The organism is Phaeobacter sp. A36a-5a, assembly GCF_037911135.1.
Taxonomy (GTDB): domain Bacteria; phylum Pseudomonadota; class Alphaproteobacteria; order Rhodobacterales; family Rhodobacteraceae; genus Phaeobacter; species Phaeobacter bryozoorum.
The window spans coordinates 1,363,315-1,379,809 of record NZ_JBBLYU010000001.1 but is presented as its reverse complement, the minus strand read 5'-3'; the positions used below and the strand labels follow the sequence as shown (position 1 = coordinate 1,379,809).

The 16,495-nt window shown below is 61.2% G+C and carries 12 protein-coding genes and 1 tRNA gene; 7 read left to right on the top strand and 6 right to left on the bottom strand.

Annotation, left to right across the window (positions count from 1 at the left end):
• Nucleotides 1-96 precede the first annotated feature (96 nt).
• Entirely contained in the window at nt 97-690 is a 594-nt protein-coding gene (locus tag WLQ66_RS06480) for a gamma-glutamyl kinase (RefSeq protein WP_340545534.1), read from the top strand.
• 64 nt (nt 691-754) lie between these two features.
• On the opposite strand, the gene WLQ66_RS06475 is transcribed toward WLQ66_RS06480, so the two are convergent.
• From WLQ66_RS06475 to guaB, 3 genes are all read right to left on the bottom strand, one after another.
• Nucleotides 755-3,064 carry an ATP-binding response regulator gene (locus WLQ66_RS06475; RefSeq protein WP_340545533.1) on the bottom strand — a complete coding sequence of 770 codons (2,310 nt, stop codon included), beginning with the start codon at nt 3,062-3,064 and terminating at the stop codon, nt 755-757.
• Nucleotides 3,065-3,157: 93 nt separating this feature from the next.
• Complete coding sequence (locus WLQ66_RS06470) at nt 3,158-4,369, bottom strand: RsmB/NOP family class I SAM-dependent RNA methyltransferase (RefSeq protein WP_340545532.1); 1,212 nt, start codon at nt 4,367-4,369, stop codon at nt 3,158-3,160.
• A 68-nt stretch (nt 4,370-4,437) separates the two neighbouring features.
• Nucleotides 4,438-5,886, bottom strand: a complete 1,449-nt coding sequence (gene guaB / locus WLQ66_RS06465; protein WP_340545531.1) for an IMP dehydrogenase — start codon at nt 5,884-5,886, stop codon at nt 4,438-4,440.
• 249 nt (nt 5,887-6,135) lie between these two features.
• On the opposite strand from guaB, the gene WLQ66_RS06460 reads away from it, so the two are divergent.
• From WLQ66_RS06460 to WLQ66_RS06445, 4 genes are all read left to right on the top strand, one after another.
• On the top strand, nt 6,136-7,311 hold the full coding sequence (locus WLQ66_RS06460) for a CaiB/BaiF CoA transferase family protein (protein WP_340545530.1): 1,176 nt from the start codon (nt 6,136-6,138) through the stop codon (nt 7,309-7,311).
• Between the two features lie 150 nt (nt 7,312-7,461).
• On the top strand, nt 7,462-9,558 hold the full coding sequence (locus tag WLQ66_RS06455) for an ASKHA domain-containing protein (RefSeq protein WP_340545529.1): 2,097 nt from the start codon (nt 7,462-7,464) through the stop codon (nt 9,556-9,558).
• An 87-nt stretch (nt 9,559-9,645) separates the two neighbouring features.
• A tRNA-Gly gene (locus WLQ66_RS06450) sits at nt 9,646-9,719 on the top strand.
• 135 nt (nt 9,720-9,854) lie between these two features.
• Nucleotides 9,855-10,331, top strand: a complete 477-nt coding sequence (locus WLQ66_RS06445; RefSeq protein ID WP_340545528.1) for an acyl-CoA thioesterase — start codon at nt 9,855-9,857, stop codon at nt 10,329-10,331.
• 25 nt (nt 10,332-10,356) lie between these two features.
• Here the strand turns inward: WLQ66_RS06445 and pgl are convergent, their stop codons facing one another.
• From pgl to WLQ66_RS06430, 3 genes are all read right to left on the bottom strand, one after another.
• The gene (gene pgl / locus WLQ66_RS06440) at nt 10,357-11,028 is read right to left on the bottom strand and encodes a 6-phosphogluconolactonase (protein WP_340545527.1); all 672 of its coding nucleotides are present in this window, start codon (nt 11,026-11,028) and stop codon (nt 10,357-10,359) included.
• Nucleotides 11,025-12,509 (bottom strand): glucose-6-phosphate dehydrogenase, encoded by a 1,485-nt coding sequence (gene zwf / locus WLQ66_RS06435; RefSeq protein ID WP_340545526.1) that lies wholly within the window; start codon nt 12,507-12,509, stop codon nt 11,025-11,027. Before zwf ends, pgl begins: the two co-directional genes overlap by 4 nt.
• Nucleotides 12,510-12,787: 278 nt before the next feature.
• A complete protein-coding gene (locus WLQ66_RS06430; RefSeq protein WP_340545525.1) occupies nt 12,788-13,057 on the bottom strand; it encodes an usg protein in 270 nt (89 codons plus the stop codon).
• Between the two features lie 223 nt (nt 13,058-13,280).
• Here WLQ66_RS06430 and gyrA point away from each other — a divergent pair, with 223 nt between their 5' ends.
• Nucleotides 13,281-16,013 (top strand): DNA gyrase subunit A, encoded by a 2,733-nt coding sequence (gene gyrA / locus WLQ66_RS06425; RefSeq protein ID WP_340546317.1) that lies wholly within the window; start codon nt 13,281-13,283, stop codon nt 16,011-16,013.
• Nucleotides 16,014-16,136: 123 nt separating this feature from the next.
• Entirely contained in the window at nt 16,137-16,487 is a 351-nt protein-coding gene (locus WLQ66_RS06420) for a DUF6614 family protein (RefSeq protein ID WP_340545524.1), read from the top strand.
• Nucleotides 16,488-16,495: the final 8 nt, after the last annotated feature.

Below are 16,495 nucleotides of genomic sequence, written 5' to 3'. Positions count from 1 at the left end.
TTACATGATCACTCCCATACCGATCTGGTGGCCAAGAGGGTTAAGAGAGTGTTATCCAAGGGAGACACCGATCATTTGCTGCGGAAATTTCACGCTATGCTCATCTTTTTCAAGGAACGGCTGGCTCTGCTGAGCGTGCCCAAAACCGGGACAACCGCTTATCACGCCGCTCTGGCCAGCCGTGCCGACATGGTGTTTGCCAATCCGCCGCAGCTGAAACATGCGCCGGTCTATCGCTACAATCGCTGGATTCGCCCGATGCTGGCAAAGGTCTGTGACGCGGAGATGGAGCTGATTGCCGTCATGCGTGAACCTGTCAGCTGGCTGGGCAGCTGGTACCGGTTTCGTCAGCGCGACGATCTGCGCGATCATCCCAACAGCACCCAAACCATCAGTTTTGACGATTTTCTGCGAGACGCCTGCAAGGGCAAGCCGCCAGCCCATGCCGACGTCGGCAGCCAGGCGAAATTCCTCGAGCCGCAGCCCAATGGCTGCGCGGTCACTCATCTGTTTCGCTACGAGGCCCCAGAGACTCTGCAGTCATTTCTACAGGAGCGGCTACAGACCCGCATCGACCTGCCCAGACTGAATGTCAGCCCGAAAGCGCAGTTACGCCCAAGCGAGGCAGCGCTGGAGATTGTCCGACGTAAACGCGCGGCGGAGTTCGACCTTTATGACAGCCTGACCTAAGACACGCGGGCGACCGGCCAAAAGGGGCGGCAGACGCCACCCCGGGCCGCTCCGGGGGGACTGCCTAGTGTAGCTGCTCATGGACGGTTTCGGTCAGCTGGTTCAGCGAGAAGGGTTTGGGCAGGAACACCGAGTTCGGCACCGATGGCTCTGCCTCGCCAAAGGCCCCCTCGGCGTAGCCCGAGACAAAGACGACGCGGGTGTCGGGCCGTGTCTTCAGCGCCTCACGCACCCAACTTGGCCCATCCATTCCCGGCATCACCACATCGGTGACAAAGACATCAACGGTCAGACCCGGATCTTCGAGCGTGCGCAGCGCGTCCTCAGCGGATTCGGCTTCGAGAACCGTATAGCCGCGCATCCGCAGAGCCCGCGAGGCAAAGGCCCGCACCGGCGCTTCGTCTTCGACCAGCAGAACAACCCCCTCGCCGTGCTGTGCCGCAACCGGTTTGGCAGCTGGGTTCACGGTGACTGTGGCTTCTGGTTCGGGCTGCGTGTTGACAGGGAAGAACAGAGTGAACTGAGTCCCCTGATCCTTGATCGAGTCGACAAAGATGTAGCCGCCCGTCTGTTTGATAATCCCATAGGCGGTTGAGAGACCCAGACCGGTCCCCTCACCTGTCCGTTTGGTGGTATAAAACGGCTCGAACACCTTCTGCAGCTTATCCGGCGCGATACCGACACCTTCGTCGGAGACTTTGACTGTGACCCAGTCACCGGCGGGGACCACCGCACGGTTGCGCTCCAGCGGTTCATCCAGAACCACCGCTTCGGTCTCGATACGGATCTCGCCGCCCTGTGGCATCGCATCACGTGCGTTCACCACCAGGTTCATCAGCACCTGCTCCAGCTGCCGTTTGTCGGCGCGGATCGACCGCATCACCGGATCATGGCTGAGCGTCAATGTCACCTTCTCACCAACCAAGCGATTCAGAAGATGGGTCAGATCCGACAGGGTATCGCGAACATCCAGCACTTCGGGCTGCAGCGTCTGCTTGCGTGAGAAGGCCAGGAGCTGGCTGACCAGAGCGGCCGCGCGGTTGGCATTCTCGTGGATCTGGATCAGGTCGCCGAAATCCTGGTCGCCCTGATCGTGCCGCAGCAGCAGCAGGTCGCAATGCCCGGAGATGGCTGTCAGCAGGTTGTTGAAATCATGCGCCACACCGCCGGCCAACTGACCAATCGCCTGCATCTTCTGGCTTTGAACGAACTGCGCCTCAAGCGTCTTCAGCTCGGTGGCATCGTTCAAGACCGCAATCAGAACGGTCTCACCCTCTTCGATCACACGGGTGAGTGTCACCTGAACAAAGACTTCCTTGTCACGGCGGGTGAGACGCAGGAATTCGGATTTATGCGAGGCCTGACCCTCGGCGGTATCGCGCAGCCAGTCCGACATCGGACGGCCAAGTCCATCCATCAGCTGGCCGATATTCAGGTTGCCGCAGGAGCTGATACCAAGCAGGTGCATCCCCATTTTATTCGCCGAAAGCAATGTTCCCTTGGGATCCACCTTGACGAAGGGCACCGGCAAGCTCTCGAGCGAGGCCTGACCGACTGAGGCTTCGCTGGCATCCAGCTGCAGAAAATACAGTTCGCTCCGACCCTGGCTGCGGTTCTTCTCGCAGACCAGAACCTCGATCAGCCCGCTTTTGGTGCTCATCGTGTTGATCTGCCCGGACAGCACCGGCAGCGAGGGGAAAAGACGATCAGTGGATTTGACCCGTTCCCCAATCAGGCTGCGCGCGGCTTCATTCATGAACAGGACGGCGCCGGTCCGGCCAATGGTCAGCATCGGGATCGGCACCGCATCGGCGCCACGGCTGGTTGTTGGACGATCGGTGATTTCTTCGACCCGCCACAGGAAGCTGCCGCCCTGCATCTGATGGACCGCCAGCCGCACATGGCCGCGTCGTGTCACGATATCCTCGCGCGCCGCGCCATCGACACGCGCGCGGCTCTGCATCCGAAAGAGCACGGCCGAAGGATTGGCCAGGATGGACCGCAGCGTCCCTGCCAGCGTTTCGGTATCAACATCGGCAAAACGCTTGCGCGCGGCCCCGTTCGATGCATGGATCATACCGTCATCGTCACAAACGAAGGTTGCGGTCGCATCCTTGTCGATAAAGCCGGTAAGAAGCGCTGTCGCCACCGCCCGCGCGCGCAGACGTGTGCGGGCCTGTATCAGCATCATCAGGGCCACCGCAATCAGCGTCAGGCCAACCGTGACCAGCCCGCGGGTGATCCAGTCCGGGGTCTGTAGCAGCCAGGGCGCCGTGATGACCATGGCCGACAACAGCAAGACCGCCGCCAGACGAGCGTGTTCTGGCGTGTAGACGCGCAATTGGGGAACGGGTGAAGCTTGGCGACCGTTCATTGCGGCTCCCTCGATGAATTGATCTGCTTATATCGAGACGAATTAAGTTAAAACTGCGTTAAGAATGCAGCGTATGGCTTGCATATAGCGTGGTCAATCGTCGCCCAAACGGACCATCACGGCAACATAGAAACCGTCGGTTCCATTGTGGACCTGCCAGCCGTGATCCTGTTGCAACTGCCAACCCGGATTCTCGGCCAAAAACCGATCCACCTGCGCGCGGTTTTCCACATCCAGCATCGAGCAGGTCGCATAGGCCAGCACACCGCCTGCGCCGACCAACTGGCTGGCATCGCTGAGGATCTGCGCCTGGATCCCGCAGAGCTCATCCAGTTTCTCCTGCGTGAGCCGCCACTTGCCCTCGGGCGCACGCCGCCATGAGCCGGAGCCGGAACAGGGCGCGTCGCAGAGCACCAGATCAAAGGGCGCGCGGGCTTCCACGTCACCGGGCGCGAGCAACGTGATGGCGGCTCCGGCACGCGCAGCACGGGTCGGGAGATCCTTCATCCGCTGAGGCGCGATGTCATGGGCAAAGACATCCAGACTGGCCCGGGCCGCCATGGCCAGGCTCTTGCCGCCGCCGCCTGCGCAGAAATCAAGGACGCGCAGGCCATCCGCCAGCGGCAGTGCTTCGATCACCGCCTGGCTTGCGGCGTCCTGCAACTCGACCAATCCGTTTGTGTAGGCATCGCTGTTGCGCAGCTTGCGAGCGCCTTCGGTCACACAGAGGGCCGTGGCCGCCGCCGGATGTGGTTCAGCAAGGATGCCCTCTTCCGCCAGCCGCGCAATCGCTGCGGCCTGATCAGGATGGCTGCGGTTGACGCGCAGATGCACCGGGGCCCGCTCCTGCAATGCGCGTGCCGCAGTCTCGGCGGCGCTGCCAAGGCTGGCTTCAAATGCAGGCCAGAGCCAGTCGGGCATGTTCAGCTCTTCAGCCTGCCCCATCTGCGGCGCGGTCTGCAACAGCGCCTGTTCGGCGGCGTCCAGCGGCGCCGGTGCGTGGCCCACGCCGGTGAAGATATCGGCCGGATCAACCTCTTCTGCGCGCAGAGCCCCCAGCATCAGCTGTCGACCGGTCGCATTGCCGTCAGAGACGGGTGCAGCACCACCGCCACCACCAAGGGCTGCATAGGACCGCAGGCTGCGCAGCGCGTCAAAAACATGATCCCGCACCGCTGCCCGGTCCTTGGACCCCGCAAACCGGCTCCGCCGCGCCCAGGCCGTCAGTTCTTTCTCGGCAGGCTGTCCCGTCAGGATCTGATCAAGGATCTCAATCGCGGCCTGACGGCGGGCAGCCGGGGTCATACCCCGGCCTCTGGGTGATGGCGGTTGGTCATGGCGACGATGGTCATCGGGGGATCTCCCTGGCTGGCTCAGCCAATACGGTAGTTCGGGCTTTCGCGGGTGATCTGCACGTCATGAACGTGGCTTTCCTTCAGACCAGCGCCGGTGATGCGAACAAATTCGCAGTTCTTGCGCATCTCGTCGACCGTGGCACAGCCGGTGTAGCCCATGGCGGCCCGCAACCCGCCAACCAGCTGATGGATCACCGCGCCGGCCGAGCCTTTATAGGCCACCTGCCCTTCGATGCCCTCCGGCACCAGCTTGTCGCTGGCCGCATCCTTCTGGAAGTAGCGATCCGCAGACCCCCGCGCCATTGCGCCAAGCGAACCCATCCCGCGATAGGATTTGAACGAGCGCCCCTGATACAGGATCACCTCACCGGGGGACTCATCCGTGCCCGCAATCATCGAACCGACCATCGCGCAGGACGCCCCTGCCGCGATCGCCTTGGCAAAATCGCCGGAGAATTTGATGCCACCGTCGGCAATGATCGGAATATCACCGGCAGCGCCTGCGCAATCCATGATCGCGGTCAGCTGCGGCACCCCGACACCCGCCACCATACGTGTGGTGCAGATGGAGCCGGGACCAATGCCGACCTTCACGGCATCCGCACCAGCATCAATCAGCGCCTTGGTTGCGGCGGCTGTGGCGACGTTGCCTGCCACGACCTGCACCTTGGAGGACAGCGCCTTGATCCGCTTCACCGCGTCGATGACGCCTGCCGAATGGCCATGGGCCGTGTCCACAACGACGATATCAACACCTGCATCAATCAGCGCCTCGGAACGGGCAAAGCCGCTGTCGCCGACCGAGCTGGCCGCCGCGACACGCAGGCGCCCCAGATCATCCTTGCAGGCGGTGGGGTTCAAAACCGCCTGTTCAGTATCCTTGAGTGTCAGCAGACCTGTCAGCTTGCCAGCCTTATCGGTGACCAGCAACTTTTCGATGCGACGCGCCTTCATCATCGACTTGGCCTCTTCCAGCTCGGCCGGCTCATGCAGCAGCGCGAGATTGTCAGAAGTCATCATCACCGAAACCGGCGTATTGTCGTCAGTGGCAAAGCGCATATCGCGGTTGGTCACGATGCCAACCACACGGCCGTCATTGTCCACAACCGGGAAACCGGTGACGCGGTAGCGCTCCTGCAGAGCCTTGGCATCCGCCAGGGTCTGATCGGCGGTCAGGGTGATCGGGTTGTAGACGATGCCGCTCTCGAAACGTTTCACGCGGCGCACCTGGCGGGCCTGCTCTTCGAGGTCGAGATTCTTGTGAATGACACCCATGCCGCCGGCCTGCGCCATGGCGATGGCCATACGCGACTCCGTCACCGTATCCATGGCAGAGCTGAGCAGCGGTATGTTAAGGGAGATGCCACCCGTCACCCGCGTGCGGGTATCCGCAGTGCTCGGCAGAACGCTGGACGCAGCCGGTACCAGAAGAACATCGTCGAATGTGAGAGCCTCACGAATCTGCATTTGTCATCCCCATGCAAAACCCCGTTTGGCGATGACCCTATGGCACAGAAGCCGAAGGGGGAAAAGAGGCCGAACCGGAAAATCGGAAGAATTGCGTGGGTTTCTCTTGCCGGTGACGAACGGCCCTTGGCGTGGCTCTACGCCCCGGCCGCGCCTCCGCACACCCGTCGCCCGGCTGATCTGTATCAAGGCAGGCCCGCCGCCAATCCGCCACCAAGGGCGCGCGGACAGAGCAAACAGGAGACCCCGATGATTTACCCGCTATCCGGCATTGTTGTTCTTGACCTCACCCATGTTCTGGCAGGTCCCTATGCCTCGATGACGCTCAAGGATCTCGGCGCAAGGGTCATCAAGGTGGAGCGACCGGGCCTGGGTGATGATACCCGTGCATTCCCGCCCTTCAAGGACGGCGAAAGCGCCTATTTTGCCACCATCAACCATGGCAAGGAGAGCATCGCTCTGGACCTGCGCGCCGAGGAAGATCGCGGTATCTTCGATCAGCTGCTGAACGAGGCCGATGTGATCCTCGAGAACTTTCGCCCTGGCGTGATGGAGCGGCTGGGCTACGGCTGGGAGGCGTTGCACACCCGGTTTCCCAAGCTGGTTTATGGCGCCGTCTCGGGCTTTGGTCATAGCGGGCCGGACCGGCTGCGCCCGGCCTACGACATGGTGGTGCAGGCGCGCGGAGGGGTGATGTCGATCACCGGCGAGCGCGACCGCGAACCGGTTCGCGTCGGCGCCTCCATCGGGGATATCGCGGCTGGCATGTTTCTCTGTCAGGGGGTTCTGGCCGCGCTTTTTGCGGTGCGCGGCGGCGCGCCGGGGCAGAAAGTGGATATCTCGATGCTCGACAGCCAGCTTGCGCTGCTGGAACATGCAGTGGCGATCACCTCCGTAACGGGTCAGCCGCCGCGTCCTTCGGGCGCCCGCCATCCGTCGATCACCCCGTTTGAGACCTTTCACGCCAGCGACGGTTTGTTCGTGATTGCTGCCGGGAATGACGCGCTCTTTGCCACCCTCTGCACCGCGCTGGAACTGCCGCTGGCCAATGATCCGCGCTTTGCCGACAATCAGTCGCGCTGTGAAAATGCCCGTCTCCTCAAACGGTTGATCGAGGCGGTCACGCTGGATCAGCCGGCGAGCCACTGGATCGACCTGCTTCAGCGCGCAGGTGTGCCCACCGGCCCGATCCAATCGGTGGCCGAGGTAATGCGGGACCCGCAGATCCTGGCGCGCAATATGCTGGTGGATGTCTGCGACGAGGACGGCACACCGAGGTTCAAGGCCGCAGGGAATCCGGTCAAACTCTCCGAGCTGCCCGATGCAACGACCCGCAGGCCCGCCCCGAAACTGGACGAAGACCGGGCCGACATCCTGCGCTGGCTGGCTGCGACTACGGGCGAGTCTCCGGCACGGACCTCTTAGATCGCCGTGACGCCGCCAAAGGGGCGCCAGTTTTGAGCAAATGCGCTCAGAAATGACGCCCGGAGACCGCAAAATGACGCGCGCCGCCTTCCCTCGCGCAAAAAACGCCATATGCTCCGCCCAAACCGCGCAAGCAAGATAGGTACAGGCATGGCAAACGATCCCGTCACCGAGATCCCGACCGAGACCGCGACTGATCCCGCGTCCCATCCGCTGGTGGTCTTCACCCCTTCGGGCAAACGGGGCCGGTTTCCGGTTGGCACCCCGGTTCTCACCGCGGCCAGACAGCTCGGCGTCGATCTGGATTCGGTCTGTGGTGGCCGGGGCATCTGCTCGAAATGCCAGATCACGCCCTCTTATGGTGAGTTCTCCAAACATGGAGTCACCGTCGCCGATGATGCGCTGACCGAGTGGAACAAGGTCGAACAGCGCTACAAGGACAAACGCGGGCTGATCGACGGGCGGCGGCTGGGCTGTCAGGCACAGGTGCAGGGCGATGTGGTGATCGACGTGCCACCTGAAAGCCAGGTCCACCGCCAGGTCGTGCGCAAACGCGCAGAGGCCCGCGAAATCACAATGAACCCCTCCACCCGGCTCTATTATGTCGAGGTGGAAGAACCCGACATGCACAAGCCCACCGGCGATATGGAGCGGCTGATCGAGGCGCTGGACAGCCAGTGGAACCTGAAGGGGGTCAAAACCGACCTGCATATCCTGAGCGTGTTGCAGCCTGCCCTGCGCAAGGGCGGCTGGAAAGTCACGGTGGCCGTGCATCTGGGCGATGCGAACCACCCGCCCAAGATCATGCACATCTGGCCCGGCTTCTACGAAGGCTCGATCTACGGCCTTGCTGTTGACCTCGGTTCCACCACCATCGCCGCGCATCTGTGTGATTTGCAGACCGGCGAGGTCGTGGCCTCCTCCGGCATCATGAACCCGCAGATCCGCTTTGGCGAAGACCTGATGAGCCGGGTCTCCTATTCGATGATGAACAAAGGCGGCGATCAGGAAATGACCCGCGCCGTGCGCGAGGGCATGAATGCGCTGTTCACCCAGATCGCGACCGAAGCGAGCATTGACAAGGCGCTGATCGTCGATGCGGTCTTTGTCTGCAACCCGGTGATGCACCACCTGTTCCTTGGCATTGATCCGTTCGAGCTGGGCCAGGCGCCCTTTGCCCTGGCGACATCCAATTCGCTGGCCCTGCGCGCAAGCGAGCTGGAGCTGAACATCCACCCCGCTGCCCGTGTCTACCTGCTGCCGTGCATCGCTGGCCATGTCGGCGCCGATGCCGCCGCGGTGGCGCTGTCGGAAGCCCCTGACAAATCCGAGGATCTGGTGCTGGTGGTCGATGTGGGCACCAACGCCGAGATCCTGCTGGGCAACAAGGAAAAGGTTCTGGCCTGCTCCTCCCCCACCGGGCCCGCATTCGAGGGCGCGCAGATCTCCAGCGGCCAGCGCGCCGCGCCCGGCGCCATTGAGCGGGTCGAGATTGATCCCGTCACCAAGGAGCCGCGGTTTCGCATCATCGGCTCTGAGCTCTGGTCCAATGAGGACGGTTTCGCCACGGCTGTCGCCACGACCGGGATCACCGGCATCTGTGGCTCCGGCATCATCGAGGCCATTGCCGAGATGCGACTTGCGGGCATTCTGGATGCCTCCGGTCTGATCGGATCTGCCGAACAGACCGGCAGCACGCGCTGCATTCAGGACGGGCGCACCAATGCCTATCTCCTGTGGGATGGCTCGGCCGACGGCGGCCCGACCATCACCGTGACCAACCCGGATATCCGCGCCATCCAGATGGCAAAGGCCGCGCTCTACTCTGGCGCGCGATTGCTGATGGACAAATTCGGGATAGACAAGGTGGACCGGGTTGTCCTTGCCGGTGCCTTTGGCGCGCATATCTCGGCGAAACATGCGATGGTTCTGGGCATGATCCCGGATTGCCCGCTCGACAAGGTTACCTCGGCCGGCAATGCGGCAGGCACCGGCGCACGGATCGCGCTCCTCAACACCGCTGCCCGCGCCGAGATCGAGGCCACCGTGCAGCAGATCGAGAAGGTCGAAACCGCTGTGGAACCACGCTTTCAGGAGCATTTCGTGAATGCCTCCGCAATCCCCAATTCCATGGAGCCATTCCCGATCCTCAACAGCATCGTCACCCTGCCGGATGTCAACTTCAACAGTGGCGGCGGTGACAGTGGTGACGACGGCGGACGCCGTCGCCGCCGGCGCCGTGGCTAGCGTCTGTTGACGGTTCAAATTTGCTGGTTGGAGGGCGGTTGTGCGCTTGACCCTCCCCGGCGAAACCGGTAATCAGCCCTTATTGGCGCGGGTATGGTGAAAAGGTATCACGGCAGCTTCCCAAGCTTTAGTTACGAGTTCGATTCTCGTTACCCGCTCCAAAGTCTCCCAGATCAGCACACTGCGCCAAGCCATTGATCTTTCGCTGGATTTTGCGGCGCGTGATTGGCGTTTCCCATAAAGTTACGCCGCAAGTCGACTTGCGACCTGCCGCCAATCCTTCTACCGACAGGGCCATGGATCTTATTTTTCACACCCCGCTCAGCCCCGAAGCGCAACGCCATCACGGGCTGGAGACGCCGCAGCCGCTTGCCATAGCGGATCGGGTGCGGTTCTCTGAATTGGACATTCTGCACCACGTCAATAACAAGGCCTATCTGAGCTGGTTCGAAACCCTGCGCGTGGCCTATTATGATCGGTTTTTTGCGCCCCATTTCACGGGCATGCCCACGCCACGCAATGTATTGCGCAACGCCAATGTCCATTATGTCAAAGAGATGGTGCTGGATGAGAGCTATATCGCCACCGCCCGTGTGGTGTCGTTCCGGCGCACTTCATATGTCATGGAACAACAGATCTGGTCAGGCGATCTGCGTGCCAAGATGACAGGAGTCATGGTGCTGCGCTCGCCAAATGGACGCGCAGGCTATCCGCTCCCCGACAGTTTGCGCGCCGCCCTGATGGAGCAGGACGGCGCAGTCGCAGAGGCCTGAGCCGAGCAGCAGATGGTCACATCACTTAAGGCGCCCAATGCACTGTCATTTCTGACAAAACCGCCTGAATCGGTGCCTCTTCGGGCGGCAGAGATTTCGCCCGTTCCAATGCCTCACGCTTGGCATCGCCATAAATCACCAGATGTTTTGCAATCGCAGCGTCCAATACACGCGCCGACAGGCTGACACGCGGTTCGGGCTGGCTGTCGGGCCGCATCACAGCCAAAATCGGCGCATCCGCAGCCAGAGCCTCGGCCAGCCCGGAGACGCCGGGAAACAGCGAAGCTGTATGCATGTCCTCGCCCATACCAAGCAGCACCACCGACAGCGGCAGATCCGGCTGGATCTGGCTTTCTACTTCGGCCAGCACCTCCTCGGGCGCGCGCGCGGGCACATGGAACGGCAGAAACGTCGCCGCAGCGGCGCGGTTGACCAACAGCCGTTCACGGATCATCCGCGCATTGGAACGCGCGCTGTCAGACGGCACCCAGCGCTCATCTGTCGCCATGAGGCGCACCCGCGCCCAGTCAATATCGGCAGCGCAGAGGTCGTCAAAAATCGGCGCAGGCGTGGTGCCGCCCGCAACGGCAAAAGACGCGCTGTCATGATGCAGCAGATGGGTTTTCAGGTCACCGGCCAGTTGATTGGCCACATCAATGGCCAGCATTTCCCGATCAGCATATTCGATAATATTCATGGGTTGATCCCCCGCCATTCCCGTTGATCGCGCCGCATCAGAAGATCCGCATCCCCCGGCCCGGTGCTACCGCTATCATAGGGTTTTGGCACATCCCCGCGCGATGTCCAGCCCGCAATGATGGGATCGGTCCAGGCCCAGGCCGCTTCGACCTCGTCGCCGCGCATGAACAACGTCTGATTGCCCCGGATCACATCGGTGATCAACCGCTCGTAAGCATCCGGCGCGCCGTCGATATCGGCCCCAAGCGCCTGGGCAAAGCTCATATCCAGCGGCACGTCGATCAACCGCATACCGCCCGGCCCCGGCTCCTTGATGGTCACCTTGAGGGTGATGCCCTCATCCGGTTGCAGGCGAATGGTCAGCAGATTGGCATGGCGCCCGGCATCAGCACCAAAGATCGAATGTGGAGCATCCTTGAAAAACACATTGATCACCGAGGATCGCGCCACGAGCCGCTTGCCGGTACGCAGATAGAACGGCGTGCCTGCCCATCGCCAATTGCTGATATGCGCCTTCAGCGCCACATAGCTTTCGGTGGTCGAGCGCGGATCACCGGCGGTTTCGCGATAGGAAAGATCCGCGCCCGGCTCCGCCCCCTCAACAGAGGTATATTGGCCGCGCACGATATGGTGCGGTTCCACCGGTTCCAGCGCCCTGATCACCTTCAGCTTTTCGTCACGTACTGCGTCGGGATCAAACTTCGCCGGAGGCTCCATCGCAATCAGGCAGAGCAACTGCATTAGATGGTTCTGCATCATGTCACGCATCGCGCCGGATTTGTCGTAATACGACTCCCTTCCGCTTACGCCCACCGATTCAGCCACTGTGATTTGAATATGATCAACATACTGGCTATTCCACAGAGGCTCAAAAAGCATATTGCCGAACCGGATCGCCATCAGGTTCTGCACTGTCTCTTTGCCCAGGTAGTGATCAATCCGGTAGATCTGGCTTTCATCGAAATGGCTGGCGAGCGTACGGTTCAGCGCCTTGGCCGAGGCAAGATCATGCCCGAACGGCTTTTCCACCACGATTCGGGTGTGATCATCGGCCAGTTCATGGGCCCAGATCTGTTCGGCCAGCGGTGCAAATAGAGTTGGCCCGACGGAAAAGTAGAACACCCGCACACGGTCCGTCGTCGGCCGGCCCAATTGCTGCGCCAGCGCGCGCCAGCCTGCTGTCTCCGTGGCATCAATGGCAAGATAGTCCAACCGCGCCAGAAACCGCTCAAGCTCAGCGGCGCGCATCGCCAGATCTGTGGCGCCGCTCTCATCCTGCAAGGCGCGGCGGACCAGATCGCGATACCCGTCACTGCCAAGGTCGCCCCGCGCCGCGCCCAGAATACGGGCATCCTGTGGCAGCTGGCCCGCGCAATGGCGCCGGAACAAGGCGGGCAGAATCTTGCGCTGCGCCAGATCGCCGGTACCGCCAAATATGACCAGATCGAAGGCCTGAACCGGAATAACACGAGAAACCATGATGCGCCTTCTCTCACCCCTGAGATTCCACGCCGCGGCGAGATGCGCCTCAGGCACATGCACGCGGCCGCAAACCGTCACAGAAGCGGGCGCCAACCAGCTGGGCCCACCTGTTTTCAGTTCTATTCGGCGCCAGTATAAGCAGTTGTCAGTGAAAGAAAACAGCTCTCCGGCACGCCGAAGTGACAGCAGCACAGCTGGAAAGCGGCCGCAGGTAAGATGGCTCAGCTCTGCTCAGCCCCCAGCGTCTTCACCGGGGACCGCGCAATGGGGCGCTGTCAGTGGATCTGCAACACGCCTTTGACGTGGCGCCACTCTCCGGGGCTGATCATCTTGCGATGGGTAAATCGGACAGAATGAAGCGGGCCGTCGATCTCACGGTGCCAGAATTCAATGAATTTGAACAATCGTGGATGGTCCGGTGCAAGATCATAATCCTGCCAGATAAAGGTGTTCAGGACATGGGTGTGATCCGGCATATGATAGGTCATCTCTGCCGTGGTCAGACCGTAACCCTTCAGCATCAGTTCGGTTTCGCTTTCCTTCATTTCAGGTCTCCCTTACGGATCCCCCCATTCCACACTAGCACGCAATGGGTTAATTCTGAACGAATACAGCTCCTTGCCCAAAAACATCGGTCATTGACCGGGTGAAAACCCCTGCTTGCTTGCGCCTTATATGCCCTGTCTGTTAAGGTGCTGACACAATATATAGACCCAATAATAACAACGGGCAGCCAACGTGAACGATACGCCGGAAACTCCTGAAAACATGGACGAAAACAAACCCGCAAGGCCCAAATACGACGGCCCGACGGTGTCCATCGAATCCGAGATGCGCACATCGTATCTCGATTATGCGATGTCGGTTATTGTCAGCCGCGCCATTCCCGACCTGCGCGATGGTCTGAAACCGGTTCATCGCCGGATCCTCTACGCCATGCATGAGGTCGGAAACTCGCATGACAAACCCTATCGCAAATCGGCGCGTCCGGTTGGTGATGTCATGGGTAAATACCACCCCCATGGTGACTCCGCGATCTATGACGCGCTGGTGCGAATGGCGCAGGATTTCTCCATGTCGCTGCCGCTTCTGGACGGTCAGGGCAACTTCGGCTCGATGGACGGCGATAACCCGGCGGCCATGCGTTACACCGAGGTGCGGATGGACAAACCCGCAGCCTCGCTGCTGGCGGACATCGAAAAAGAGACCGTCGATTTTCAGGACAACTACGATGGCAAGGACCGTGAACCCACGGTACTGCCCGCGCGTTTCCCGAATATGCTGGTCAATGGCGCTGGCGGTATTGCCGTCGGCATGGCCACGAATATCCCTCCTCACAACCTCGGCGAGGTGATCGACGCCACGCTTGCGCTGATCGAGGATCCCGATCTGACCAGCGAGCAGCTGATCGATTATATCCCCGGCCCCGACTTTCCGACCGGCGCGCTGATGCTGGGTCGCTCCGGTGCCCGCAAGGCCTATCTTGAGGGGCGCGGCAGCGTCATTATCCGCGCGAAGACGCGGGTCGAGGAGATCCGCAAGGACCGCTATGCCATTGTCGTGGATGAGATTCCCTATCAGGTGAACAAGGCCGCGATGATCGAGAAAATCGCCGAGCAGGTTCGCGAGAAGAAGATCGAGGGCGTCGCCCACGTGCAGGACGAATCTGACCGCAACGGCGTGCGTGTGGTCGTGGAACTGAAACGCGATGCCACCGCCGAGGTGGTGCTGAACCAGCTCTACCGGTTCACGCCGATGCAGACGCATTTCGGCTGCAACATGCTGGCGCTGAACGGTGGGCGTCCCGAGCAGCTGACGCTGCGCCGGTTCCTGACCTCCTTCCTTGATTTCCGCGAAGATGTGATTGCCCGGCGCACCGCCTATGATCTGCGCAAAGCGCGTGAACGCAGCCATATTCTGTGCGGCTTGGCAGTTGCTGTCTCCAATGTGGATGAGGTGGTTGCGACCATCCGTGCCTCTGCGGATGCAGCCGAGGCGCGGCACAAGCTGATGACCCGGCGCTGGCCGGCCGCAGATATTGCGCCCTATATCCGTCTGATCGACGACCCGACCCATACGATGAATGACGATGGCACCTATAACCTCTCCGAGGTTCAGGCCCGCGCCATTCTGGAACTGCGGCTGCAGCGTCTGACCCAGATCGGCGTCAAGGAAGTCACCGACGAGCTGGAACAACTGGCGGGTAAGATCAAGGAATACCTTGAAATTCTCTCCTCGCGTGAGCGGATCCTTGGCATCATCTCCGACGAGCTGCGCGAAGTGCGTGACAATTTCGCGGTTCCCCGTCGCACCGAGATCGTCGACTGGTCCGGTGATATGGACGACGAAGATCTGATCGAACGCGAAGACATGGTCGTGACGATCACCAGTGGCGGCTATATCAAGCGGACCCCGCTTGCCGATTTCCGCGCGCAAAAGCGCGGCGGCAAGGGGCTGTCGGGGATGCAGACAAAGGAAGAGGATGTTGTCACCAACCTCTTTGTCGCCAACACCCACACGCAGCTGTTGTTCTTCACCACTGATGGCATGGTCTACAAGCTGAAGACCTGGCGTCTGCCACAGGGCGGCCGTACCTCAAAAGGCAAGGCAATCGTCAATATCCTGCCGATCCCCACCGGGGTGTCCATCGCGGCGATCATGCCCGTCGATGTGCCGGATGACGAATGGGAAAACCTGCAGGTGGTCTTTGCCACCAGCGGCGGTGATGTGCGCCGCAACCGGCTGTCGGATTTCACCAATGTGCGCCGCAACGGCAAGATTGCGATGAAGCTGCCCGAGGATGGCTCGGTCAAGCTGGTCAATGCCCGGATCTGCTCCGAAGATGATGACGTGATGCTGTTCACCGACTCCGGTCGTGCGATCCGCTTCCGCACCACTGATGTGCGGGTCTTCAACTCACGTGAGTCGACCGGTGTCCGCGGCATCCGCCTCACTGGTGATGACCATGTGGTGTCGATGTCGGTGATCCGCCATTTCGAAGCCTCGCCAGAGGAACGCGCCGCCTATCTCAAGATGCGCCGCGCGGTGGCAGGTCTGACTGATGATGGCGAAGGTGACGAGGAAGAGGCCGTCGCAGGCGCCATCAGCCAGGAGCGCTATGCCGAGATGTCGGCCTCCGAGAACCTGATCCTGACCATTACCTCCAGCGGCTCGGGCAAGCTCAGCTCCAGCCATGATTACCCGGTGCGTGGCCGCGGTGGCATGGGTGTCACCGCAATGGACAAGGCGATGCGCGGCGGTGCCATTGTTGCCTCCTTCCCGGTTGAGATGGATGACCAGATCATGCTTGCCACCTCCAAGGGGCAATCGATCCGGGTGCCGGTTGATGGCATTTCCTTCCGGTCGCGCTCCGCCGGTGGCGTGCGGGTGTTCAACACTGCCAAGGGCGAAGAGGTTGTCTCGGTTGCCTGGATTGCCGAGCAATCCGACGATGACGACGATCTGCCAGACGCGGATACCGCCGCCAGCGCAGAGGCCTGATCCCGCCCGGGATCATCTGCCAAAACTTCAAAACGCCACCCTCGGGTGGCGTTTTCGTTAATCAAAACCTAAGCAGTGTCTGTCATTCTTCCTCCCACAAACGCCATCGCGAAGGGAGGCACCATGAACCTCTATCACTGCTCGATCGACCTGCATCATGAGGCCAAGGCGCTTGCCTTTGCCAACGCCGTGGACCAATGGATGTCTTATCTGCGCGAGCGTGAGGTGATCCAGGGCTGGCGCCTGCTGCGCCGCAAGCTGAACCTCGCCAGCGACAAGCACCGGGATTTCCTGCTGGAAATCGAATTCGCCAATATGACCCAACTGGATCAGGCGTTTCGGGTGCTGGGCGAATTGGACGAGCATGTCGAGCGGCTCTACGCAAATGTGAATGCGCTGATCGCGTCGGCTGATTTCGGGCTTTATCGCCCCTTCCCCGATCCCGAACGTGCCGAGCGGATGGCGCTGATCTGACTGGCAGG